Raw genomic sequence first — 26,066 nt, 5'->3', positions numbered from 1 at the left:
CCTACTTCGTAAAAGTTAGGATTTGCAATAAGCGCTGTAGGAGTACTGCACTTTGTGCTCGCGTTGCTTCCTTCTCTGGATCGAACGAAGTGGGGCTCATGCCCTCCATCAACTGCAGTTGAACTAAACGTCGAACCGCGTCAGCCGACCATGATTTAATTTGCTTCTGATCCGTGAATGCAGGCAGATTGCCTGTTGTTTGTTGATCATCATACCCAGCAGCCTGCAGCGCCCGATCGATCATGACAGCCATTTCCTCACGTGTAATCGTCTGATTAGGTCGGAACGTGCCATCTTCGTAGCCCGTGATGATTCCACCTTCAACAGCAGCATTGACCGAATCATTAAACCAATCCGTAAGGCTCAAATCTTTAAAAGCCGTATTCGCATGCGATGACTTGATGCCGAGCGTCCGTGTGAGAAGCGTTGCCAGCTCTGCACGTGTGATTGGTTGATCTGGACGGAACTCCTCTTTGGAAACACCTTGAACAAGCCATTTATTCGCCATACGCTCAATGCCATCTTTTGCCCAATGCTTAGTCGTATCGGTAAATGAAATATTCGTTTCAATTAATAGAAACGTCTCATTCGAATGACTATAAAGAGTCACTTCTCCCGATTTCACCTTAAGCGGCACGGGTTCATAAGTCGTATTCCCTTGCGCATCCTTGACTACTCTAACGGCTGCAAGATTACGTTCGTTGATCGCTTGATCTACCTGTACGGTATACGGTACATAAGTATTGAAGCTGGAAATCTCTTCGGATTTTCCGTTTGTCGCAACAGTCTTCATCGTGAAATCGATTGCGTCGACTACTTTGAATCCAGCAGCAGTTGCTTGCTCTGATGCCTTGTCGTTCTTACTAATTGTCACTTGGATCTGAGCTAATTGAGTCATATTCAATTGATTGAGAGGTAGTTTCACGCTTCCAATTTCTGTTTCAATCGTCGCGGATGGGATGCCGTTCAACTTCTGCAGAGCTTGCTGATTCAACGTTAGCTGTACCTGCCCGACATCGTTTGGCGAATCCACCACTAAGGTAATTGGACCACTCCCTTGTGTTTTTAAAATAGCGTCCAGCGTTTTTTCATCTAAAGTTGCTGTAGCTATGGGTTGACCATTCTCCTCTGTGATGATGGCGTTCAGGCTATCCGAAGCGTTACTTGGCGGATTGCTACCATCTGACGGTGAAGTTGATGGACTATTCTCCGGTGGAGCAGGCCATATTTCCGTCGTGGTTACCTCATCTGCTTTGTCATAATTCGTTCCCAAATTATTGAGATAATTGTTCGTCAATACAATGTTAGACCCAGCCTGCAATTGAATCCCATACGTATTGCCGGTGACTGTATTACCTACAATTTGTACGTTTTGAGGGTCGCCCGCGCCTACAAAATTCGCATTCTTGTCACCATTATCGTGTTCCAGCAAGATTCCCCAGTAGTTGGTCGCCGTATTATTACGAATGATGTTATTGATAATGCGAGTTCCTGGTCCATTTAAAATATTTATTCCTACCGCATTACTTACTGATGTCGTATTTTCAATCACATTGTTCTCAATCAACGTTTCTGGCGTGCCCATAGTAACAACAATACCTTCCCGCGAATTGCGAATCATGTTGTCATGGATATGGTTTTTAGGGCCGGATTTACTATGATTCGTAGGTGCCGTTCCCCCCGTATTCCCAAGTCCTACGCCGCCGCCAGTCAAAATATTCTCGATCGTATTGCCATACACTTCGTTCAAGTACTCCAACTCACCGTGAAGATCGATAGCATCTAGCTTGGTGTTGATGTAATGATTGTTACGTAACGTGTTGTTGTGTGCAACATTTTGAATCAGAGATCCATGTCGCAAATAAGGGCCTTCAAAGGTAGAATCCTCAACGACATTCCAATACGTATCATTGTCAAAACCAAGTCGATCCACCTTCGGCATACCTTGAATAGAAGTTCCGTATCCGGCTCCGCCTCCGCCTAGATCTGTTGCATTACGGAAGGTACTGCGGCGAACAACCACATCATGGCTATTCTCAATCCGAATGGCCATACGGCTGAATCGTTCCACAGTTACACGATCAATGGTCACGTTATAGGATGGAGATTCTCCGTAATTCGCTATAGCAATACTGCTATCCGGCCCTCCTGCATCAGGGTTATTCGTTACATGGTCTAACGAAAAGTTGCGATTCCATGTTGAAGTTACTGTCAAATTCGATACTAAAATATCGTGTTGATTCGATGACTTGACCACAGAACTATTCTTAATGTTATCAATGCTTGATTTCAAGATGGTGTTGGACTGGCTTTCTCCTCGCAAGTTCACACCTGATTTGAGCTTGATATTTACGAACCCATCCGGTGAAGAGATTAAATTGTATACACCATTTGGTATATATACTTCGTCTCCTGGAGACGCAGCATCAATGGCATTTTGAATCGAGAGTCGGTCATCATGTGCATTATCCAATGGATCGGCGCCATAATTGACGACATTTATTGTTGAACCTGTTACAGGATTAGGCGTGTGCAAGGGATGAGCTGAACCATCCGTTTTCGTCAAACCAGCCTTCGTGAAAGGAAGTGTCCCTGGAGGCGCAACGGGTGTAATATCAGGCACAATTGCAACCGGCGTATCTCCGTTCAGAAATGGGGCATATATCATAACTTCTGTTAAGCTGATGAAGGTTTTTCCATCGGATGTACCATGACCAATAATTTTGACGAAACGTGCATCCGTATCTGGAATATCAAATGCCTGCATATTGGCGGTATCCGAGCGGCTGTTGCCACTGAATACATTTGTCCATGTTACAGCATCGTTTGAAGTCTGAATATCGATTGGCGCATAACGTTGATCACCTTTATAAAAGGAAATCCCGACATATCCGATCCTCTTCGCCTCGCCTAGATCGAACATAATATACTGACCATCACCAGATGCTGACCAGCGGCTGAATAAATTGTTATCTAATGTGTTGCTCTCCACATTGCCATCACTGCTGCTAGCGTTAACTTCTACGACTTGTAAAGGAGGAACTGGTGCAGATAAAGTTGTGACGTTGTAGCTCAATGGCGAGGAGATATTTCCGATTGGATCTCCCGCATAGACACGATAAGTAACACTCGTATTAGGAGATAAACCTTGAACAGTATAGGTATTGCCAGTCACCGTTTTAATGAGATTGTCATCTTGATAAATTTTATAATTGGATACAGAGCTGTCATCCGTTGCTACTGGCCAAGCTAGTTGGACAAAGTCTGTCCCTAAATTGATGGACTTTAAAGCAGCACCATTAGGCCATTGCGGCGGTGTTGTGTCGCTTTGTACAACACGTTTCACGACGAGCTGCGTCTTCGGATTGGAAGATGACGTTTCTTTCGAATAAATATTAACAGACCTGTTAATGCCAATGGAATCAGCGACAACAAACGTTACTTTGCCGTCGGATAAATGCTGCCTAACATAATTAGTAACATCTAATTGAGCAAGTGCAGGTTTACTTTGTGCTTTAGGTTGCGTTATAGAAACGTTTCCTAGTTGTTGCATTTGGGACAGATCAGTTTGAGTTGCATTATTCCAAGTTATCGTTGTTTCCGACCAATCTACATAGCTAGAACCAAACACTTGCAAATCTGTATCCAAATCGCTAGATCCTTTTTTGCCCGAGACCTGTAAATAGTATTTATAGGTATTATCCGAGACTGATGCCACGTCAAACATAAAATAAGCATGTTTCTTAGAGCTACTGGATGACGAAATACTGTATAAACCATCCGTTCCAGATAAATTTGTTTTTTTATCATAGTTCTGATTAGCTATCGATGCGTCTCCAGTGTCCATACCTATCGCTGCATCGGCACTAGGTAAGAGTGTATTCACAACCACCTCAGGATCTGGATCAGCCGCCATCCCAGCTACAGGAAGCAGTAAAAGCGAAAATATCATTGAACAAATCAACATGATGCTTATCTTACTTTTGAATACATGAAATTTCATTCCGACAAAACTCCTTATCGTTTATATTTCGCCAATTGTAAGCGTATACAAAATTGATCATACTCGCTTTCACAGCAATTGAATTGTCATTTATTTAGGTTAGGGAGTGGATAAATTAGGATTTCGTATTAAAAAACCTCTATCGAGGCCATTCCACGATAAGCAATCGCGCTAGCGGGCGACTGACGGCGGCAGAATGCTCTTGCGCACAATTTTTGTGCACTAGCGTGCGACTGCCGGCGGCGGAATGCCATTGCGCACAATTTTTGTGCGCTAGCGTGCGACTGCCGGCGGCGGAATGCTCTTGCGCACCATTTTTGTGCGCAAGCATGCGGCTGACGGCCGCGGAATGCCATTGCGCACAATTTTTGTGCGCAATTCCAATTCTCTACCACTTAGTACAAAGGCTGTGGTGTATACGGCTGCGGACAATGCGGGTACGGCAAAATATCTCTCACTTGATTGAACGTATAATGTTTAGTTGCGAATTGTGTATGGTATAAATACTCAATGACATAGATCGAGCCGCCTTGTACATTGCACAGAATGCCGGATACTCCGGTACCATCCATCAGGGAAATACCAACCGGCCTCCCGACTAAGGCGTAAGCTTTTTGCTGAATAGGTATAAGTCATCATCTCCTGATGTACCGTATGCCGCTCGGCGCCCAAAGGTTCAAGCTCAGGTCAACTTCTCCACGCCTACCCTTCCCGAGAAAAAGGTCGCTCCACCGCCCATATCGGCCACGCGATCTGGCGTCAGGACATTCACGCGCGTTTTGCTGCCTGGCGCATCTGCCCATAGCCCTTGACTGACAACGACACCGCGCCTCACATCGCGACCAGCCATAACGACAAGCTCGCACTCGCCGCGCTCGTTCCACACCCGTGCAAGATCGCCGCTGGCCAAGCCTAAAGCCGATGCATCGTCTTCATGCATATGCAGCTTCGGTATTTTCTCCATGCGGACATGCTTCTCATTATGCGCAAAAGTTGAATTCAAGAAGTTATGATTCGGCGCCGGAATGAACATAAATGGCAAATCACTAGTCTCTGCAAGCGGCACATACGTTGGAAGCGCTGGAAAGCCCATACTCGCCATGACTGCCGAGTATAGTTCAATTTTGCCACTAGGCGTCCGAAGTTTCCCAGGAAATAAGGGCAGGGTCGCCGCCTTCATGAATCCAGTATCCAACAAAGCATCGAACGATATGTCAGCCAATGCTGGATTGCCAGGATGATGCAAAGCTTGACGAATCATATCCTCATCGCTGTCCCGCAGCGCTTCATCCTCGTAGCCCATCATCGAAGCAAACAATCGGAACACATCCATATTCGCTTTGCTCTCACCATAAGGCGCAATCACCGGTAGCTGAAGGTGCACATAGTGATGCCAATAGGAGCGATAGAAGTCCGTATTTTCAAAAGAGGACGTAGCTGGCAACACAATATCCGCATACTTGGCTGTTTCCGTTAGGAACAGATCATGTACGACGGTGAATAAATCCTCTCGCTCCAGCCCCTCTTTCACTTTATTCGCATGAGGTGCGACCAACGCTGGGTTGGAATTATACACATATAGCGCATGGATAGGCGGATCTAACTCGAGCAAGGCGCTGCCCAGCAGGTTCATATTGATCTGACGCGCCTCCTTTGCACGCAAATCCGGTCGCTGCAAAGCCGGCAAATTATGCTCCAAATAAGCGCCATTCCCTTTGATCGCACCGCCGCCTTGATGCAGCCACTGTCCTGTTAACGCGGGTAAACAAGCAATTGTTCGTACGCACATGCCGCCATTATCGTGGTGCTGAATCCCGTTCCCTATGCGAATAAAAGAAGGTGAAGTCTCACCATATAAACGAGCAAGGCGATAAATATCCTCTACCGGTACACCAGTTATCTCGGATACGCTAGCAGGATCATATTGCTGCACGTGTGCTCTAAGCTCCTCATACCCTAGCGTGTATTCTCTCAGGAATGCCTCATCCGTCATCCCCTCAGCGAACAGAATGTGCATCATCCCTAGCGCCAGAGCCGCGTCCGTCCCGGGCAAAATGGGAATGAACCAGTCTGCCCAGCGGCCTGTTTGGTTCTTATGCGCATCGATGACGATGATTTGTGCGCCGTTTTTGCGGGCTTTCTCAGCCAGCATCACCTGATGCATATTCGTGCTGACCGCATTGATGCCCCACATGATGATCAGCTTCGCATGCACCGTATCCTCGGGATCGGTCCCATAGCTGCCGCCCATCGTATATTTATAGCCTTCCGTGCCGGCAGATTCGCAAATCGAATACAGCAACCGGCTGGCTCCCATCCGGTGGAAGAAACGACGATCCATGCCTTCCGTCCCAATCCGCCCCATATTGCCATAGAAACTATACGGCAAGATGGCTTCTGGGCCCTCCGAGGCGATCAATTCTTTCCAGCGACTCGTGATGGTGTCCAATGCCTCATCCCACGAAATCCGCTCAAAAGAGGCCTCTTCCCCTTTAGGCCCGACGCGCTTCATGGGATACTCCAGCCTTTTATCATCGTAAATACGTGCCGTCATGTTGCGAACTTTGTTGCAAATAGCTCCCTGTGTCACGGGGTGATCGGGATCTCCTTCTATTTTAACAATCTTCCCATCTTGTTTATGAAGCAGTAAACCGCACTGATCTGGACAGTCCAGAGGGCAGACGGCTGGAAAGATACCTTGTTGTTCTTCGGTCATGGTTGCAGTCATTATTGTGCGCATGGTCTTCTTCCTGGCTCCCTTTCAATACATCATTTCTATTACTATATACCGAAAAGGAATGGAAGTGAAACTGCCGGCTTTTAGTACAGTTGTTCAGCTGACCAATCTCCCTCTAACGGCTGACGACTCAAATGAGGTAGCTTTAAAGCCTTAATCGCTTGCTGTAAATAGTCACCATTCCAACGAATGTTCTGTAATCTGGACAATGTAGCAGTGTGATCAGCATCATTCTCTTGATACAACTGAGTGAGCGAATTCATATCTTTGGTATAAAAAGAGGCGTCCCATCTGACTTTTGTCATAATGGCAACAGCAATCTCCACGGGAATCCCTTTAATTCGGGAAATTAGCTCTGCCGCTGCCTCGGGATCATTGCGAACAAAGGCGTGTACGCGGAGGTGTGCTTTCAAATAGGCGATGGCATCTCCTTCATGTTGATGAACCCATCTCTCGTCTGCGACGACCCCGGTAAGGTAATCTTCTCCAATTCCTTCTTGAAAAAGCACGCTGCCGACTCCGTGATAGTTCACCAATGAAATATAGGGCTCCCACATCGCACATCCTGCGATCTTTCTTTTTACAATCCCCGCCATACTCTCATCCATCTCTTTGTGAATGACTTGATCTTGGTTACCTCCCAGTGATTGGAGCAACTTGGATAACCGCCTTCCCGCACTCGATTGTGCGGCCGACGTGAGTGACCAACCGCAAATCTCCGAAATATCACTGGGCTCCAGTCCTTTGCGCAAAATGAGCGATATCCCTTGTCCACCGGAGGTTTTGCCATCAAAAGCGATAAGAACAGGGTTAAAAGCGGGGAACGTCTGACGCAGCGAAGCACCTAGGACAATCGGATAGTCTCCCAACGACGCAATCTGAATGCTGCCGCCTATCATCCCCTGCAGAAGCACCGCTCCGTTCGCACCATCGAACCATTTCACCTGAACGACACGACTTGGATTGGCTGCGGCAAGCTCTTCTTCCAACCAACCTAGCTCTTTCATGATGAGAGATGTCCACATATGAGCTGTTCCACTCTGATACCCAACCGTTAACGTTGGATATTCTTGAGGGGAGACAGTAGACGACGCTCCTGCTGTAAAGACAGGGTTCTGTAGACTAACCGCATGGAGACGTACCCATTGCTCTAATTCTTTCTTATCAATTAAGATCTCTTTGCCAATTTTCACAAAAGGGAGTTGCTTTAATTTACGCCACCGGTCAAAGGTCGAACGGCTAACTCCCAGTAAGTCAATCGCTTCCTGCAAGGGTATGAGATTGAATCGCTGCATGGACATCAAAGCCACCTCGATTGGGTTCATAATGGTCATTCATCGTCATTCCTGTTCATGTGTCGCCAATTTATTGACAGAAAATGGGTGTAATCGTATATTTCATTATAGAAAGTAATACACAGTAAGTCTATAGGAATTATAAGTTTAAAATCCAGAAAAATATCGTAAGGGGGAATTGGATTATGACCATACCATTGAAAAGAAGTTATGTGACCGCCTTATCTTTCGTCCTTGCCTCATCCTTCGTCGTATCCGCATGTAGTAACAAAGATCAAACCGTTTCAGCGAAAGGCCAGACGCCAGAAGTTTCTGAGCTTCGCTATCAAGGCAGCGTCGGTTCCGTTACGTATCCCGAATTAGCTGAAGATTTAGGCTACCTCGCACCCTTGAAGCTTAAGTTTATTGGCAATACCATCAGTGGCCCGCAAGATATCCAAGCGGTTGTAACCGGTGATACGGATTTTGGCGGAGCCTTCAATGGCGCGATCGTGAAGCTGATCGCTGCGAAGGCACCGATTAAGCCCGTTATTTCTTACTATGGTGTCGATGATGCTACGTGGACGGGATATTACGTATTGGATGGCAGCCCTATTACAACAGCACGAGATCTTATCGGCAAAAAAATTGCGGTGAATACCTTAGGCGCTCATCATGAATTCGTCATTAAGGAGTATTTGCACCGAGCCGGTCTTACGGCAGATGAAATTAAGCAAGTCACCTTGGTTGTCGTCCCACCGGTAACCTCAGAACAAACACTGCGAGCTTCACAAATTGATGTAGCTTCACTTGGTGGCACCCTTCGTGATAAAGCTTTGGAACGCGGTGGCATACATCCATTATTCAAAGATAAGGATTTGTTTGGCACTTTTAGTGCTGGAAGCTATGTATTGACGGACAAATTCATCAAAAACAATCCCAATGCTTCTCATAAATTTGTTGAAGCTACAGCCAAAGCCATTGAATGGGCTCGGACAACACCTCAGGCCGAAGTCGTGGCTCGTTACGAGAAAATCATCAACGCACGCGATCGCAAAGAAGACGCCACTACCGTTAAATTTTGGAAAAGTACAGGTATTGCAGGTAAAGGAGGGCTCATTTCTGACAAAGAATTCGACACCTGGATCCATTGGCTTGTCAACGAAGGTGTCATCAAAGAGGGACAGTTGAAGGTCAAAGGCTTATATACGAATGAATTCAACCCTTTTGTCAATGAGAAAAGTTAAGTTCATCATCCACGGCTAAGCTTTGGAATTAACGTGAAGGAGGCAAGTCAATGACAGCTAAAATTAGCATTCAACATGTGCAGAAATCGTTCCGCATACAGCGGAACTTGGGGCACCTGAAAGAAGATTCACAGCCCATCTCCGCCTTACAGGATATTAATTTGGACGTCAAACAGGGAGAATTCATGGTCATTGTTGGGCCCAGCGGCTGCGGTAAATCCACACTATTGGATCTCCTCGCAGGGTTAACGAAGCCTAGCAGCGGACAAATTCTACTAGATGGGAAGCCCATCACTGGGCCTAATCTAGATCGGGGGATCGTGTTCCAGCAGTATGCCTTATTCCCTTGGAAAACAACGCTTGCCAATGTGGAATTCGGTTTGGAGGCAAAAGGCGTGCCTCGTAAGGAACGACGCAAAATTGCCTTAGAGTTTATCCAATTAGTAGGACTATCTGGCTTCGAAAATAGATACCCCCACGAAATTTCCGGTGGCATGAAACAGCGCGTTGCGATCGCAAGAAGCTTAGCTTATGACCCTGAAGTGCTGCTGATGGATGAGCCTTTCGCAGCGCTCGATGCACAAACACGAGAAACACTGCAAAGCGAGCTATTACGCATTTGGGAAGCCACGAAGAAAACGATTATTTTTATCACGCATGGTATCGAAGAAGCGGTTTATTTGGGGCAACGAGTGGCTGTCATGACTTCGCGTCCTGGGCGAATCAAAACGGTGCTTGATATCCCTTTTGAATCGAGGAGAAGTGAAGAGGATTTGAGATCCAACCCTGAATTCGTCAAGCTGCGGCATGAAGTATGGGATTTACTCAAAGATGAAGTAAGCAGAGCGCAAGAACAAGAGAAAAGTAAGACCTTGGATAGCTTTGAGCCTAATAAATCCGTGATAAAAGGAGGCGTTATTAATGGCTAGTGTGAATGCAGGTAAAGCCTTGATCTTAGGTAGAAAAGAAAACTTCGATGCCATAAGTTGGATCGTAACCAAGCTGCGAAAAGCATTTAAAAACACCATCGTTATTCTCGCCTTGCTGGTCTTATGGGAATTTGCCCCGCGCCTCGGGCTCGTCGACGCCACTTTCTTCCCACCGATCTCCGAAATTGCTACGGCCTGGTGGCAACTGCTGCTCTCCGGCGATCTGGCTGAGCATACGACTGCAAGCTTGTCGCGCTCTCTCGGCGGATTCATTTTAGCCATATTGCTCAGTATTCCCCTCGGACTTGCGATAGGCTGGTGGAAGCCCGTATCGGAGTATCTCAATCCTTTGCTTGAGTTGCTTCGGAATACAGCAGCATTGGCCATTCTACCCGTATTCATCCTCTTACTAGGGCTTGGTGAAACCTCTAAAGTCGCCATCGTCCTCTATGCGTGCGCTTTCCCGCTTCTACTGAACACCATTAGTGGTGTGAAAAATGTGGAACCCCTTTTAATTAAATCGGCTCGTTCCATGGGCCTGTCTTCGATCCAACTCTTTCGCAAGGTGATCATCCCTGCTGCAATTCCCACGATTTTTGTAGGCATTCGGCAGGCAGGTGCAAGCTCAATTCTCGTACTTGTCGCTGCTGAAATGGTCGGTGCCAAATCTGGCCTGGGTTACTTAATTCAATACACACAATTCAGCTTTCAGATTACGAACATGTACGCTGGCATTATTTCGATTTCTGTGATTGGTGTCATTATTAATTTTCTTCTTGTTACGCTCGAGAAAAGATTGACAGGCTGGAAGCAAACGTACAGCGAATAAACAAAAAAAGGTGGCGCGAATGACCATGAGTCAATCCAAAAGACAACTGCATTTAAACGTTTTTCTCATGAATACTGGACATCACGAAGCTTCCTGGAGGCATCAGAATACGGAGCCTGAGAACATAACCGATATTCGGTACTTTCAACGGATCGCTCAAATTGCGGAGAAGGCGAAATTCGACTCTCTCTTTCTCGCAGATGGGTTGGCCGTAAGTCAAAATATTAAGCATGGCGCGTTTGTTGGCCTCGAGCCTTTTACTTTACTATCCGCATTAGCCGCTGTTACGGAGCATATTGGACTGATTGGTACCGTCTCGACGACGTATAACGAACCGTTTCATGTTGCGCGTAAATTCGCTTCACTTGATCATATCAGCAAAGGTCGCGCAGGTTGGAATATCGTTACGTCTGGCAGCGCCTTTGAAGCCAGCAATTTCAGCAAAGATACCCATTTAGAGCACAGCAAGCGCTATGAGCGGGCAAAAGAATTCTTAGATGTCACAACTAGCTTGTGGGACAGTTGGGAAGATGAAGCTCTCATCATCGACCGGGAATCTGGCACCTTCGCAGATCGAAGTAAAGTCCGAGAGATCAATCATGTCGGCGACATGTTCAAAGTTCGTGGTCCCTTGAATATTCCTAGATCTCCGCAGGGCTATCCTGTACTCGTTCAAGCTGGTTCTTCTGAGGATGGCAAAGAGTTCGCTGCGCAGTACGCCGAGGCGATATTTACCGCACAGCAAACTCTTGTTGAAGCCCAGCAATTTTACTCCGATGTCAAAGCGAGATTAGTGAAGTATGGCCGCTCTCCTGAGCAGTTAAAAATACTGCCTGGCATTTGCCCCATCATTGGTAAGACAGAATCTGAGGCTAAAGAGAAAGAGCAACAATTGAACGAATTAACCGTTCCTGAATATGGGCTCAATCAGCTGTCCAATATGCTTGGCGTCAATTTGCACTCCTATCCATTGGATGGCCCGTTACCAGAACTGCCTAGCTTGTCCGACATCAATGGTAATAAAAGCCGCTTCCAGCTTGTCGTTGATCTCGCAGGGCGCGAGAATTTAACCATCCGCGCGCTGCTTCACCGACTAGCTGGCGGTCGTGGGCATCGCACATTCGCTGGCACCCCTATCCAAATTGCCGATCAACTCGAAGAATGGTTCCTACATGGGGAAAGCGATGGCTTTAATGTGATGCCGCCGTATTTGCCTGCAGGGATCGAAGAATTCGCAGAGTTCGTCATTCCGGAACTACAGCGCAGAGGCTTGTTCCGCACGGAGTATTCCGGATCCACACTTCGCGGGCATTTGGGACTCGCAAGACCCGTTAACCAGTATGCGACTGTTGCCGTAGAAGGCGCATAAAAAATTATAAACCTTGGAGGTCATGACGATGAGTGCAAATGAGCAAAGAAATCAAACAGCTGGGGACATTGAGGTATTACCGATTGCGGGAAGAATTGGCGCAGAAATTAAAGGAGTAAGCCTCCATGCTGAATTGGACACTCACTCGGTTTCCGCGATCCGAGAAGCCTTATTGCAGCATAAAGTGCTTTTCTTTCGTGGACAGCACCAACTGGATGACGCTGGTCAAGAAGCGTTCGCCCGTTTGTTAGGTGCTCCTGTCGCTCATCCCACGGTTCCTATTAAACAGGGTACCGACTATGTGCTCGAGCTGGACTCCAATCATGGAGGTAGAGCTGATTCCTGGCATACTGACGTAACCTTCGTGGATGCGTATCCACAAGCATCCGTCCTCCGTGCCGTCGTTGTGCCACTCTCTGGCGGAGATACCGTCTGGGCGAATACAGCAGCTGCGTATGAGCACCTGCCTGCCGAGCTTCGCAACCTGGTTGATCAGCTCTGGGCGCTTCATAGTAATGATTACGACTATGCTGCACATCGTCCCCAAGTATCAGACTCGGCCAAGCAGCATCATCGGGATGTTTTTGCCTCCACCGTGTATGAAACGGAGCATCCTCTCGTTCGTGTCCATCCAGAAACGGGTGAGCGCACCTTGGTGCTTGGACATTTTGCCAAGAAAATACTTGGCCTTTCCTCTGCTGATTCTGCGCAACTAATTGCGCTTCTTCAATCGCACATTACTAAGCTGGAAAATACCGTTCGTTGGCGCTGGTCAGCTGGCGACGTCGTGATCTGGGATAACCGGGCAACGCAGCATTATGCGATTAATGATTATGGTGATCAACATCGCATTGTTCGCCGAGTTACAGTAGATGGGGATATCCCCGTTAGCATTGATGGACGACAAAGCGTTACACGCAAAAAACAGCCCAATGCCTCTTAAATAATAACCGCCCCCTCTTGGTATGGAATGCCATGAGGGGGCGGTTATTTGTACGCCTGTTACTGCTTCCTATTGAGATTCAGTTCCTTCATAATTTTACGTCCGGTCGGTGTCTGAGCTAGGCCGCCTTTGGCCGTTTCGCGATGTTTCTCCGGCATGGCTGTGCCCACTTCATACATGACTTGGACAACCTCATCGGAAGGGATCACTGATCTGACGCCGGCCAATGCCATATCGGCTGCCGCCATGGCGTTAACCGCACCGAAGCCGTTGCGCACGATGCATGGGATTTCCACCAGTCCGCCGACAGGATCGCAGATCAGTCCGAGTGTATTCTTAAGCGCAAGCCCTACTGCATGCATCGCTTGTTCTGGCGTGCCGCCGCGCAGCTCAACGAGTGCGCCAGCCGCCATCCCGATCGCAGAACCAACTTCAGCCTGACAGCCGCCTTCTGCACCCGAAACGAAAGAATTGTTGGCGATCACATACCCTATCGCACCAGCACATAGCAGTCCCTTCACCAGATGATCATCCTCCCAGCCAAAACGCTGCTGAGAACTGATAAATACACCTGGAATAATCCCGCATGAGCCCGCTGTCGGCGTCGCAATAATTCGTCCCATGGACGCGTTAACTTCCGAAACGGCGAGGGCATAAGCCATCGCTTTACAAGCCTCTTCGCCGAGCGATGCCTCCGTTGTTGTGAGATAGGTGGCGACACGCTGTGCATCCTTCCCCGTTAACCCGCTTCGCGAGGTGGTGTCCTCGGTCAGGCCTTTGGTCACCGCCTCTTTCATGATTTGATAGTACGCTCGCATTTTCTCAAACACATACTCAGGCGGTTTTCCTGATTCTTGACTTTGATCAGCCAGCATCACTTCCGCTATCGTCAACCCTTCCGCTGCGCATACCTCGGCAAGTTGCTTTAATGTCCGGAATCTCATGCGTCACCTCTTTCTGCAAGGTCCACTTTTCTAACGTCGGTGATCATGTTCAACCGCAGCATTTGTTCAACTAAAGTAGCTGGAATCGACGCATCCGTCTCAATGACCGTCATCGCTTCTCGGTTGCGCCCTTTCCGATCCAAATCCATAAATCCAATATTGATTTGATTGCTGCCTAACAGCGTTGTAATATCGGCAATCATTCCTGGCCGATCATGATGTGAAATGATCAATGTCGGATAATTCGCTGTGAATTTCACGTCAAATTGATCAACGTTAATTATTTCTACATTGCCTCCTCCGATCGAGGCCCCTCTCATGCTGACTTTCCGCGATTCTGAGGTAAGTACAATACCCACCGTGTTCGGATGATCAGCTTTATCTTTACTAATATGAAAAGCTACAGCGACGCCTAACGCTTCTGCCTCATCTGCCGCTTGAGGAATACGTGGATCATCCGTCTCAAAATCCAAAATCCCGCCGACCAGCGCGAGATCCGTGCCATGCCCGCGATACGTATCCGCGAAGGATCCGTATAACGTGATCTCGGCTTTGAGCGGCAACTCGCCTAGCAGTTGTCTGGCGACGCGTCCCAAACGTATCGCACCCGCGGTATGCGAGGAGGAAGGACCGATCATCGAGGGACCGATGATAGAAAACACATCTTTAAAACGCATCACACAGCGCTCCAATCCTAAGGTCTTACTTACTATCTTCTCCTATTGTATGAAAGGGGACATATAAAAGACAAGTCTTTAAATTGACTATATAAAAATGTTTTTACGTATAAACTTGGCTCGTTCGTTACGTCACCCTTGGAAGGACATTGGATCGCCACTAAGCGCATTTTGAGGCATCGAGTCGGAAGATTGCTACGCTAACGGACACCATGGACGTTAATACTACTGGAATAACTCTATTGGGAAGCTAACGGACACGACAGACGTTATTGTGGCATAAAGCGCTGTTTGATGGCTGATTTCGGGCAGATAGAGGTTCTTGTGTCCGTTAGAGTTTTCAAAACCTCGATTACTTACAAATAGCGTCTCCTCTGTCCGTTAGAAATTCCAAACCCTCGATTACTCAACAAATAACATCTCCTGTGTTCCTAAGGAATTCCAAACCCTCGATTACTCAACAAATAACGTCCCCTGTGTCCGTCAGGAATTTCAAACCCTCGATTACTCAACAAATAACGTCCCCTGTGTCCGTTAGCTAGGGGGCGGGATTCGGAATTCGGGGGGCGGGGCTGGGGCGAGGCGGGGTCGAGTGCGGGTGCAGGTTCAGGTTCAGCGTCGGGGTCGGGTTGGGTTGGGTTGGGTTGGGTTGGGTTGGGTTGGGTTGGGTTGGGTTGGGTCGGGGTTGGGTGCGGGTTGCATGAAGGGTGCGAGCATGATGAATAGAACGCACACAAAAACCAGCGCCTATACAGACGCTGGTTTTGTCTATGATATGGAGCCGATTGACAGCTTAGGTAACTGGCACGCCTGCTGCCCAAAAACCCGCAGATCGAATCCACTTCCCATAAGCCTCCGATTGAAAGGATGGTGGATGATGGCCGGGCATCAGGTAAACGACCCTACCCAATCCATATGTGCGCGTCCAAGCTGCAGGCCATTCTTTTCCTTCATGCGTGTACGTCAAAAGAACCTCGATCGGCGCGAACGGATCTAGTTCGAAGCGGTACGGCTCTTCGTCCATCACGAACGGCTCTAGTCCCTCCGTCAACGGATGATTGCTCTCGGTCTTCGTGAAGGGGAGTGTGGTGTAAGCCGGATGCCCCGTGAATCGAGCTCCGATCAGCTGGCTAAGCTCCGGGCTGCCCTGGATGGAGATGCCATTATGGATGACCAGCAGTCCGCCACCACTAGCAACATACTGAAGGAGGCCTGCTGTTTCCTCGGTCGCAGGTACTTTCCCCCAAATATCTAAGTAGGAAACGACTAATGGATAGGGCTGGAGGACGTCCAATTTCAGGTGACTGGTCCCTTCTACCGCTGTCACTTGAAAAGACGTCCCAAGGTTATCGATAATTAGCTCCTGCACCGCCCGCAACGTATGGTACGGCGCATCGTCGTTATTGCCAAGAAGCAAGGTAGGCATATTTGCCATACGAATTCATCTCCTTTTTACTTCATATCGCCATATCTTACCACGGCCATTGTCCGCCTTGGTAATCGGTCAGTGCCAGCTCCTGATCCGGCCAATCGGGTCCGAGCCGCTGCTCGACGAGGCTGAGAATGTGCTGAGCAGATTGCTCTGGCGACAGTTTGGCAGACGTATCAAGCTCACCCTTCATGTAGGATTGTACATGCCCGGGATGCACAACTAGCACTTTGCCGCCTAGCGGAGCAATTTGGTTATGAACGAGCTGCGATTGCATGTTGAGTGCAGCCTTGGACATGCAGTAGGCATACCAAGCTGTTCGCTTACAAGCCCCGATGCTGCCTGCTTCGGACGAGATGTTCACAATCATCTTGTCATTGCTTTTTATAATAAGATCCATCAGTCCATTCGTCATACGTAATGCGCCAAGTGTGTTCACGCGAAACACCTGCTCGATGTCTTCAAAATCTAGCTCATCCTGAATCGTGGAGGTAACGTCCCCCAAGATGGCACCATTATTTATGAGCAGATCAAGCTGCTCCGTTTCAGCAGCCACCGTACGCAGTGCTTCCGCTACGCTCTTCGCATCGCTGATGTCTAGAGGAATAGGACGCAACCGCTTACCGTAGACTGCCTCCAGCTCTTGCAATGCCTGACATTCCTCCGCATACTGTCCTGCCCATACGTCATAACCTCGTGCCAAGAGTCCTTTGGCCAAGGCGAGGCCTAGCCCCCGATCTGCTCCGGTGACCAAGGCCCAACGATTGTTCTTCATAGACGCAGCTCCTTCCATTTATTTTTAAAAGTAACCGACATACCTCACGGTAGCTGACGCCTTACCAAGCATAAGCCTCGGGAGCCGCTCCGCCTGGCCCTGGGAAAATACGATCCAACTCCTTAAGTGTCGCTTCATCCAGCTTAATTTCTACCGCTCGGAGCGTGTCCAGCAGCTGTTCCACCGTACGCGGCCCGATAATTGGCGCTGTCACGGTCGGGTTGGCGAGCAGCCAAGCTAACGCCACATGCGCGGGTTTTTCACCTAGTTCGCCGCACAAACTTGCGAAGGCTTCCAGCTGATTGCGGTGCTTAGCTACGAGCGCCTCACTTTGTCTGCTTCTTCGCGTACCTTTGTCAGCTGAAAGCGCATTGCCCCCAAGTAGTCCACCCGCTAGCGGGCTCCATACGACAACACCTAAACCCAAATCCTGAGCGGCTGGCAAAACTTCCAGCTCCGGGAGGCGATTCAGCAAATGATATTTATGCTGCTCGCTCACAAGCCCCAAGAAATGGCGCTCTTTGGCTGCTGCCTGCGCCTTCATCAGGTGCCAGCCCGCAAAATTGCTGGAGCCGATATAATCAATTTTGCCCTGATTAACCAGTCCCTCAAAGGCACCCCAAATCTCCTCCCACGGCGTACGGCGGTCAATGTGATGCATCTGGTAAAGCTCCACATGATCCGTTCGCAGACGGCGAAGCGAATCTTCGAAATGGCGGCGGATTTTGTACAAGGACAAGCCACTCTCATCGTTGGGTCCGTACAGTGGCTTGTGAAGTTTTTCATATACTTTGGTTGCCAATACAACGCGTTCTCGGCGGTTACCCCCTTGCGCAAACCAGTTGCCGATAATCGTCTCCGTGGCGCCAGAGTTTTCCCCCCAGCCGTAAATATCAGCGGTATCAAAGAACTGAATGCCCGCATCCAACGCGGCATCCATAATGCGGAACGCTTCTGCTTGCTCCGTATCGACGCCAAAATTCATCGTACCCAAACAAAGCTTACTTACGCGCAGTCCAGACCTGCCTAAATAATTGTATTCCATATGCATGATCCCCTCTCATGATCAATAATAAATTTTAAGTTTAGATAAATGGACGTCGGTCTAAAATCTTCTGCAGTACTCGGTTCGCATTGACCTGTTCAGGCATTACGGACTGGACAAGGGCTAGCGCGCAAACCGTTCCGCATAATGAATGCATATCTTCAAATAAGCCATCTTCTGGCCCGTCAGCTAGTGCTGTAATACTGCTTAGGAGATGGTTGCCAATCGCTTTAATCATGGCTTGCAGCTCGTTTGCTCTATGTTGCGTTTGTTCACCAACACTTATCAACGTGTACAAGACATCCAGTTCCACAAAACCTAAAGCACCGGCCTTCAGTGGAATCTGTCCATCAACTTGCATAGCTAAGCACGTATCGACCCACTGATTCGGGTATCGCAGAGGTCGCTTGCGGTAGTTCTGATTGAACAAATAATGAAATGAGCTGGCTAAATGATGAAATAGTGGAGCTCCGTTATGAATGGATCCTTTGCGCCAAAAACCGGTTTCCGGATCCGCTTCCTGATCGAGCCATGCGAAGTACCACTGTTCCCACTCCTGGTCAACCTCGCCAGCCAGCACCATCGCTGCATAAATGCCTGCGCCTTTATGAGATTCTCTCCATGGCATTTGTGCCCAGTCCAGGCTTTCCATCCACTCTTGGATGCCTTCGCGGCTTTTCACATGATGGAGGCCCGTTAACGGATAACAGGGTTTACTGTCTAACAGCTCCAAAGCAGCTACCGCATAGGCCGTTCTATGAACAGGATGATGGCTATCTGCGTTAAAAAGCCCGTCATCCGGCTGTTGGAAGCCTTGCAACGTCTTCACCAAGCTTTCATGCTCGCTGCTCCCTACTGGTGGTAGTTCACCAATCGTGTATAGCAAAATGACGGCATCTGCCGTTCCATACAAATCAGCTTCGAGAGATTCTGAGATCTTGTGACTGTACCCTCCCAAAGTGCTTATTCGGTGAGCATCGATAGATCGACGTACTTTTTTGAGAAATGGTTGGATATTCGTCACGTTGGTTTGCCTCACTTTGCAATGAATTGATGTGAATTGAGTTCATTCTAGTCCATATCGGAAGTCACTGCTATAATACAATGGAAGCACTATATAGCATAAAGACATATTTTCTTTCAATACGTATAGGGAGCAGCTGCCGTTGGCCAACCATAAAATTGCGCAGTACTCGATTGAAGCCCAACAGGATATCCAATTCTATTACACGGGCACGGAACAATGCGTCGGGGGCCAGTCTTGGGGACCTGCGATTAAGCAGAGTTATAAAATCTTCTATATTCACAGTGGCAAGGGGATTTATCGTGTCGGCGATGTAACGTATCACCTATCTCAGGGACATGTTTTTCTGATATCTCCCTATGTCGTTTCTTTTTTTCAGGCAGACGAGAAGGAGCCATGGAACTTTTCGTGGGTCGCATTCGGCGGTGGCATCGTCCAAGATTATTTGCGGCAAGCTGGCTTTACACCAGACAATCCCGTCATTACATGCGATCGGGAGTTGGAAATCAGGCAGTGCTTCAACAAACTATTTGATGCGAACCAGCAGGTTTACAGCAAACCATTGCAGTTGACTTCGGCACTGTATGCCTTTCTAGCCTTGTTGCTGGAGTCCTCTCAACAGGAGTCCTCCTTCTCGCAGCAGAAAACCATCAAAGACTTGTACGTGGCGCAGGCGATCTCTTTTATGAAAAACAATTATGCTCGTACAATTACGATCGAGGAAATGGCGCAAACGCTGGGGCTCAGCCGTAAATATATCACGAGCCTTTTCAAAGCTGCCATCGGGACACCACCTCAGCACTACTTAGGCGAGATCCGTCTGAGCAAAGCGTGTGAGCTGCTGACGAGTACGTCACTTTCAATCAAGGAGATCGCATACTCTGTGGGGTATACGGATCAACTGCATCTTAGTCGGATGTTCAAGAAGTTATATGGCATCTCGCCCAGCCAGTATCGGGATGGCATCCAACTGCCAACCAGCCAACTGTCACAAACAAATTAAATGGATTTTATGTTGTTACTTGTGTTGATTCTCGCCATTTTGGCGCAATAGATGGATTTCCTACAGTTAATTTGAGCGAAAATCAACCAATCCACTAATTTCGCTCAAAGTAGATGTACCTTCTCCATTTATTCACTAAAACTCCGGTGAATCGGCAAATATAACTGTATATTTTACATTTATTTGGAAAATTCAGCTACTCAACTCCTACTCATCTAAAAAAATAACCACATCAGCCCAAAGGCTAACGTGGTTATCTCCATGAATATCAGTACACTTCTACCTCAGCAAAGGCCATCCGATATCGATTCGCATCACTCGGGTTCGGGCGTAGATTCGTCCCTGCCAACTCCCATAGAGAATAGCCGAGGCAGCTTTCTATACAATTTAGCTGTCAAAGACACTTTCAGCTATGTCTCCTGCTCAGCTCTGCTTTCTCTCCGTTCAACTGCACATCATACGTGATCTGTGATTCTGCTTGATTCCACACGACTTGCAGGCTGCTATTCGACAACGCTACAACCTCAAGGTGACCCTGTGCCTTCATTTCCCTACTTCGGTCAACGTGCAGCAGTTGCACAAAAGTCGCGCATTGTTCCACAGCAGCGGTTGTAATGAAAGACGTTCGTTGCCCGCTCGGCGGATTATCTGGGGTCAGTGCCGTATATATCGTTGTTGGCTGCATGCACCAGACGTGTTGTTCCAACGTGCCTTCACTTATTCGATATTCGAAGGCCGATAGGTCCTGCACCAGCTTCCGTTTCTCCTTGAACCATTGTTGATCCAGTCGACCTAGTTGATCTTCCGACGTAGACCATTTGGCAACATCATCCTTGCCTAGCAGCACGCCGCTAAAATGATTCGTTACATGGACCACCCGCGGGACTGGTACGGTGACTTGAACGATATCTAATAAATGATCTTCTGCTAGCAGGTTAATTCGACGAACTTGAGCCCCTTGATAGACGTCAGTGTCCCAAGGATTGAGCTCAGCAGGCAGGATAATACGATCTTTCATCAAATAATCCTCTGCCAGCCAATCCACAGCAGTCTCCAACCACACGCCCCATGCTTCTTCCTGCCTGTGAATCAATCGTCCGTCTCGCGGCGGCTGATCCGCCCCGTCGATACTTACCGTGTTATGTGAGTACGTATGTTTAAACCATCCGAAATGAGCGGGGATTCCATACGCCGTCGTACCGGGGTCAATGAGCAGCGGCACATTGCCGTGCATAATCGATAGCCCCAGACGATCCATATGATCGTGTTCGCCACCGAATGGGCTATGCTTAACGATCACATGCCAGCCAGTTGAATTCACTAACTTGGTTAGCCCGCTTCCTAATAAAGAGCGTGTGCGCTGCACCTCGTCCCCAAGCATGTCTGACTCCTCTACATGTCCAATCAAGTCCTGACCAAACATCAAGGCATAAATCGAATTTCGCTTCGTTCGACTTGCCTCTTTCATACGTGGATCTGCGTCAGCTGTACCGTAAGCTGTAGCCAGGAACGAACGATATTTGCCGTCTCCGTATATATCATAAGCAATTTCATAATAAGGCGCATACGTGCCGATATGATCCCCACGCCCTGCATCATTCATCGTCGGAATCATGCCACTCGGCAGAACTAGCTGCAAAGGGAAATCGAACATCGCTTTCAGCGCACTCTTTTGCCTAACATCCCACGGAGTTCCTTCCGCTATTAACGCAAAGTGCAGCAGGGATTTAAACGCATAGAAATGATACTGCACATTCCCCTCGTACCATAAGCCGTCCTCAAGAATCCCGCGTTCAAGCTGGTCATCCAAGCCGTATTCACCTGCTAAGCCTGCATTCAGCACATCACGATCATGTAGCAAAAGTCCCAGCGCGGCTATTGCCGATGTAATCAAAACCGAGTGATTATGAATTTGCTTCTCTTTATGTGCAATGAGAAAACGAGCACAGGGCTCCAGAAGCCCTGCCCGAATATGCGTGTCCTCATCTGGCGTCAGATGCTCTTGTATGACATCAAAGCCAAGTGCTAGATCCGTGATCCAATGGGCTTCATCTAAAGTTTGGGCAAATAATTTCCCTGGCCCATTATAAGGAATATCTCCATGGATGGCATACGTTTCATAGTGGTCGGCATACGCCATCAGATAGGATTTAACGAATTGCAATCGACCTGCGTCAGGTTCTATCGCGTACAGTAAAGCAATGTGATAGACAGCTCGACCGATCTGGCTATGTGCGATCGACATCCAAGTCCTGTCAAACAGCTGACTTCGCCTCTCCTTGCCACAGGTCGAACAGAGATGAAGAAAGGGCTCGTCCCACTGGAAAGTGAGCCGAGTCCCATCTTCATCACAATAATAATAGTGCATCCATTCGCCTTGCTCATGGGAGCGAATGGCGAAGGTGATCTTCGCCGCTTCTTCCGCATCCCGTCGTAACAGCGCCATAGCTGATTGAAATTCTGTGTTGACTGCGTTTCCACGCAGTCGCTCTAAACGCTTAATATCCATCGTCAGAGTCCCCCCTAGCCTTTCAATGAACCCGCCGTCATTTGCATGAATGAACGATTCGCAATCATATATACGAGTAATAATGGCAAAATCGATAAGCAAGCACCCGCCAACATGTAATGCGTTTGAACGGCTGCCGATGACCCATACCGCAGATAAGATAAGCCAACGGTTAATGTTTGCAACTTCGGATTCGTCATCGTGAACACTAACGGTCGCAAGTACTCATTCCACGCCCCGCAAAAGGTAAACAAGGCACCAACCCCAAGTCCTGGCCGCATGAGAGGCAGAATAATTCGCCAGAAAATGCCGCTATTGGAGCAACCGTCAATTCGTGCGGCTTCGTCTAATTCCCGGGAAATACCCTGCAGAAAGCTTAATAGAATAAAGAAGATATAGGCGTGACCGCTAATCAGAATGAGGACAACGCCCCATAAACTCGTATTCAGGTGCAGCTTCACCATCAGCTCGAACTGCGGTCTAATGACGACTGCCCCAATGGAGATAAACATCGTGGACGCTTGAATCGCCACATAGATGGACTTACCTGGAAATTTGATGCGGTCAACGACATAGGCCGCCATCGATGCCACAATTAGTGTACCAATCGTCGTGGCTCCACTCAAGAATATACTGTTCCAAGTAAATCTCGCAAAGTTGGCCTGTACCCAGGCTTCCTTATAGTTTACGAAATGCCAGGAAGACGGGAAGATGGTGCCCCCCTTGGTAATCTCGACGTTGGACATAAAAGAGCCTAGAAAGGTTACAACTACAGGAAATGCGATGAGTAAGGCTGTAAGTAGCAAGAACAGCCAAAGCAGCACCCTACCGCCCAATTTCCCCATTGAAAATGTTCGCTCTTGTTTCTTTATATGAACAGCAGGTATCGCTTCTCTCACTTCCATGATTTTGGTCTCTCCTCCCTATTGAAGTTTGTTTAGACGTTTCGACATCGCATGATAGATCAGTGTGATGATGCCGACAATGACAGCGGTCACGAAACCAACCGCACTGCCGTAGCCAAATTGTTGATCCGTTGGAACTCCTGAGGGTGTTGGGAAAAAGAGTTTATAGACATAAAGATACATCACTTCTGTCTTGCCAACCGGTCCACCCTCCGTCAGAACCATGATGCTCTCATAGCCTTTGAGGGAATTAATAATGGCGAGCATAATAACGATTTGAAGTACTGGACCTAGCATCGGAATCGTTAAATACCAGAACTGTTGGAGTTTGTTTGCCCCATCCAAAGATGAGCTTTCGTACACATCATTCGGGATATTTTGAAGACCAGCCAGAAATAACAGCATATAGTTTCCTACTGCCCCCCACACCGCAATGATGATCGTTGTCAGCATCGCATGCTTGGGTCCGAGCCAATCGATTCTTTCAGAGATGATATGAAACTTTAGTAAATACTGATTAAGAATTCCGTTGTACGAGTTGAAAATGATAAAAAAGACGACAGCCATGACAGCCGAACTGATAATCGTAGGCATGAAATAGATCGCTCTTAACCAGTTGCGTCCACGCAGCTTGGAATTTAATATAACGGCGAGTACTAAGCATAACGGAAGGGTTATGATGAGCTTGCCACCTGCATAAACAAATGTGTTTATTACGGAATGCCAATATTCGGTATCTTGGAATAGCCGTCTGAAATTATCGAAGCCGATAAAGGTTGGTGCTGCGTAACCCTTGTACTCATAAAACATATAGCGAATCGCCCAAGTAATTGGATAGACGCCCAGTACCACGGTCAGTAGAAAGCTAGGAAATAAAAATAAGTATGAAAAACCGATCTGGCGTGCCCTGTTCATCCCGTTCCCTCCTATATAACGCTAAGATAAGTGCGAGAGTGGAGGTTCAGCTCCACTCTCGCTTTACAGCTCTTCAATTAGCGCTTATTTCTTTACTAATTTCATTGGATCAAAGCTTGCGTTCGGTGTTACTTTAACATCGCCCTTAGCGACAGCTTTATCCAACGCATCGTTATAACGTTTGTTCAAATCTTGTATAATCTGATCCAAGTTACCGCCGCTGAGCATATATTTGACGAAGGCGTCATTGTATTTTATGCCTTCAACCGTAACCGTTGGTTGAAGCGGCCATGTGCCATCATTAGCGTTTGGCAAGAAACCTTCAACCCCTTTGATATCTGGTTTTTTCGCAACGGAGGACACGGCCGGCACCATGGATAAGCCGAAACCTTTTTCATGATATGTTTTCAATACGTCATCTTGGTACATATATTGCATGAACTTCCAAGCTTGATCGGCATTTTTGGTCGTGTTACTGAGGGACAACCATTGACCACCCAAGAAGGAGCTTGCTCCTTTGATCGTACCGTCAATCGTAGGAACCGGTGCTGCTGCCCACTCAATCTTGGCAGGGAACTGATTCGCGTATACGCCTGGCTCCGAGGAATAAGAAATATACATACCGATTTTACCTTCAGCGAATTGTGCACGCAGTGGATCAATATCCAAGGATTCCATACCTGGCAATGTGCTGCCGTCATCTACCATTTGCTTGAAGGATTGCATGATATCTTTGTATCCTGTGAAGTCATACTTTGCTGTTTTGAAATCAAAACCAAATCCACCATAGCCGCTTACTTCCGCAATAGCCCTTGCTGAACGACCTAGAGCACTTTCTGGACTTTTGAAGTTTAGTGCAAATCCATAGGAGCCATTAGCCTTGCCCACAGCAGTAAGCTTCTTAGCATCTTCTACCATTTCTTTCAACGTTTTCGGAGGAGCTGCAATGCCTGCTTTTGCGAATAGGTCTTTGTTATAGACGAGACGAATCGTCGATCCATAGTTGGGAAGGCTGTACATTTTGCCACCGATGCGGTTGAAATCATCAATGACCGGGAATTCTTTCTTAATCGCATCCGTTAGATAAGAATCAATGGGTTTCAGATAGCCTTTCGCCGCAAAAGGCTGAATCGTATTTTCCTTAACGCGGATAATGTCAGGCGCCTGTCCAGAAGCAAAAGCCAGATCAATCGCTTGGTTAAAGTCTTCTGTTTTAACAACCATTTCAACTTCAATATTCTCGCCATTCGTCTCGTTAAATTTCTGCACAACACTCTTAATATAGTCCATATCATGACGGTCACCCGTCCAATAAGAAAGCTTCGTTTTGGCTTTGGTAGGAGCCGAACTCGCTGGTGCACTTGATGCTTTCGCAGATGCCGCTGGACTTGCTGCTGTATCGGTTTTGGTGGAGCTACAAGCTGCTAAGCTGCCTGCGAGTGCGACTGTTAATGTGACCGTCCCTAATTTCTTTATCATGTGTAAGCCTCCCTTAAATCTGTTGTTTAC

20 protein-coding genes are annotated in these 26,066 nt (G+C 47.8%); 6 read left to right on the top strand and 14 right to left on the bottom strand.

Going from position 1 to position 26,066, the window contains the following annotated elements; genetic code table 11:
• Position 1: 1 nt before the first annotated feature.
• From GC096_RS21745 to GC096_RS21730, 4 genes are all read right to left on the bottom strand, one after another.
• The gene (locus tag GC096_RS21745) at positions 2-4,003 is read right to left on the bottom strand and encodes an S-layer homology domain-containing protein (protein WP_171633130.1); all 4,002 of its coding nucleotides are present in this window, start codon (positions 4,001-4,003) and stop codon (positions 2-4) included.
• A gap of 395 nt (positions 4,004-4,398) precedes the next feature.
• Positions 4,399-4,575 carry a hypothetical protein gene (locus GC096_RS21740; RefSeq protein WP_216626214.1) on the bottom strand — a complete coding sequence of 59 codons (177 nt, stop codon included), beginning with the start codon at positions 4,573-4,575 and terminating at the stop codon, positions 4,399-4,401.
• A 110-nt stretch (positions 4,576-4,685) separates the two neighbouring features.
• On the bottom strand, positions 4,686-6,743 hold the full coding sequence (locus tag GC096_RS21735) for a molybdopterin oxidoreductase family protein (protein WP_246302880.1): 2,058 nt from the start codon (positions 6,741-6,743) through the stop codon (positions 4,686-4,688).
• Between the two features lie 80 nt (positions 6,744-6,823).
• Entirely contained in the window at positions 6,824-8,074 is a 1,251-nt protein-coding gene (locus GC096_RS21730; RefSeq protein ID WP_171633128.1) for a helix-turn-helix domain-containing protein, read from the bottom strand.
• Between the two features lie 146 nt (positions 8,075-8,220).
• Between GC096_RS21730 and GC096_RS21725 the strand changes: the two genes are divergently transcribed.
• The 5 genes from GC096_RS21725 to GC096_RS21705 are packed head-to-tail and all read left to right on the top strand — an operon-like array spanning position 8,221 to position 13,331.
• Positions 8,221-9,261: an ABC transporter substrate-binding protein gene (locus tag GC096_RS21725; protein ID WP_171633126.1), complete on the top strand. Its 1,041-nt coding sequence runs from the start codon at positions 8,221-8,223 to the stop codon at positions 9,259-9,261.
• A 50-nt stretch (positions 9,262-9,311) separates the two neighbouring features.
• Entirely contained in the window at positions 9,312-10,190 is an 879-nt protein-coding gene (locus GC096_RS21720; RefSeq protein WP_171633124.1) for an ABC transporter ATP-binding protein, read from the top strand.
• On the top strand, positions 10,183-11,019 hold the full coding sequence (locus tag GC096_RS21715; protein ID WP_171633122.1) for an ABC transporter permease: 837 nt from the start codon (positions 10,183-10,185) through the stop codon (positions 11,017-11,019). The genes GC096_RS21720 and GC096_RS21715 overlap by 8 nt, the downstream gene beginning before the upstream one ends.
• A 25-nt stretch (positions 11,020-11,044) precedes the next feature.
• Entirely contained in the window at positions 11,045-12,388 is a 1,344-nt protein-coding gene (locus tag GC096_RS21710) for an LLM class flavin-dependent oxidoreductase (RefSeq protein ID WP_171633120.1), read from the top strand.
• A 28-nt stretch (positions 12,389-12,416) separates the two neighbouring features.
• Positions 12,417-13,331: a TauD/TfdA dioxygenase family protein gene (locus GC096_RS21705; RefSeq protein WP_171633119.1), complete on the top strand. Its 915-nt coding sequence runs from the start codon at positions 12,417-12,419 to the stop codon at positions 13,329-13,331.
• Between the two features lie 59 nt (positions 13,332-13,390).
• Here GC096_RS21705 and sdaAA read toward each other — a convergent pair whose 3' ends face one another.
• From sdaAA to GC096_RS21675, 6 genes are all read right to left on the bottom strand, one after another.
• Complete coding sequence (gene sdaAA, locus GC096_RS21700; RefSeq protein ID WP_171633118.1) at positions 13,391-14,275, bottom strand: L-serine ammonia-lyase, iron-sulfur-dependent, subunit alpha; 885 nt, start codon at positions 14,273-14,275, stop codon at positions 13,391-13,393.
• The gene (sdaAB, locus tag GC096_RS21695; protein ID WP_171633116.1) at positions 14,272-14,952 is read right to left on the bottom strand and encodes an L-serine ammonia-lyase, iron-sulfur-dependent subunit beta; all 681 of its coding nucleotides are present in this window, start codon (positions 14,950-14,952) and stop codon (positions 14,272-14,274) included. Before sdaAB ends, sdaAA begins: the two co-directional genes overlap by 4 nt.
• A gap of 793 nt (positions 14,953-15,745) precedes the next feature.
• Positions 15,746-16,387 (bottom strand): ThuA domain-containing protein, encoded by a 642-nt coding sequence (locus tag GC096_RS21690; protein ID WP_171633114.1) that lies wholly within the window; start codon positions 16,385-16,387, stop codon positions 15,746-15,748.
• Positions 16,388-16,424: 37 nt separating this feature from the next.
• On the bottom strand, positions 16,425-17,156 hold the full coding sequence (locus GC096_RS21685) for an SDR family NAD(P)-dependent oxidoreductase (RefSeq protein ID WP_171633113.1): 732 nt from the start codon (positions 17,154-17,156) through the stop codon (positions 16,425-16,427).
• 61 nt (positions 17,157-17,217) lie between these two features.
• Positions 17,218-18,201, bottom strand: coding sequence for an aldo/keto reductase (locus tag GC096_RS21680; RefSeq protein ID WP_171633111.1), 984 nt, complete (start codon positions 18,199-18,201; stop codon positions 17,218-17,220).
• A 40-nt stretch (positions 18,202-18,241) separates the two neighbouring features.
• Positions 18,242-19,225: a prenyltransferase/squalene oxidase repeat-containing protein gene (locus GC096_RS21675; RefSeq protein WP_171633109.1), complete on the bottom strand. Its 984-nt coding sequence runs from the start codon at positions 19,223-19,225 to the stop codon at positions 18,242-18,244.
• A 142-nt stretch (positions 19,226-19,367) separates the two neighbouring features.
• On the opposite strand from GC096_RS21675, the gene GC096_RS21670 reads away from it, so the two are divergent.
• A complete protein-coding gene (locus GC096_RS21670; RefSeq protein ID WP_171633108.1) occupies positions 19,368-20,228 on the top strand; it encodes an AraC family transcriptional regulator in 861 nt (286 codons plus the stop codon).
• A gap of 406 nt (positions 20,229-20,634) precedes the next feature.
• Here GC096_RS21670 and GC096_RS21665 read toward each other — a convergent pair whose 3' ends face one another.
• The 4 genes from GC096_RS21665 to GC096_RS21650 all read right to left on the bottom strand — a co-directional run bounded on the left by GC096_RS21665 (position 20,635) and on the right by GC096_RS21650 (position 26,036).
• Complete coding sequence (locus GC096_RS21665) at positions 20,635-22,737, bottom strand: heparinase II/III domain-containing protein (RefSeq protein WP_171633106.1); 2,103 nt, start codon at positions 22,735-22,737, stop codon at positions 20,635-20,637.
• Positions 22,738-22,751: 14 nt separating this feature from the next.
• Complete coding sequence (locus GC096_RS21660) at positions 22,752-23,582, bottom strand: carbohydrate ABC transporter permease (protein ID WP_171633172.1); 831 nt, start codon at positions 23,580-23,582, stop codon at positions 22,752-22,754.
• Positions 23,583-23,660: 78 nt separating this feature from the next.
• Entirely contained in the window at positions 23,661-24,557 is an 897-nt protein-coding gene (locus tag GC096_RS21655) for a carbohydrate ABC transporter permease (RefSeq protein WP_171633104.1), read from the bottom strand.
• A gap of 84 nt (positions 24,558-24,641) precedes the next feature.
• Positions 24,642-26,036 carry an ABC transporter substrate-binding protein gene (locus GC096_RS21650; RefSeq protein WP_171633103.1) on the bottom strand — a complete coding sequence of 465 codons (1,395 nt, stop codon included), beginning with the start codon at positions 26,034-26,036 and terminating at the stop codon, positions 24,642-24,644.
• Positions 26,037-26,066: the final 30 nt, after the last annotated feature.

Origin of the sequence: Paenibacillus plantarum, assembly GCF_013141695.1 — a bacterium.
GTDB lineage: Bacteria > Bacillota > Bacilli > Paenibacillales > NBRC-103111 > Paenibacillus_E > Paenibacillus_E plantarum.
Note: the sequence above shows the minus strand (reverse complement) of the source record. Positions and strands in the feature narration are given on the sequence as shown.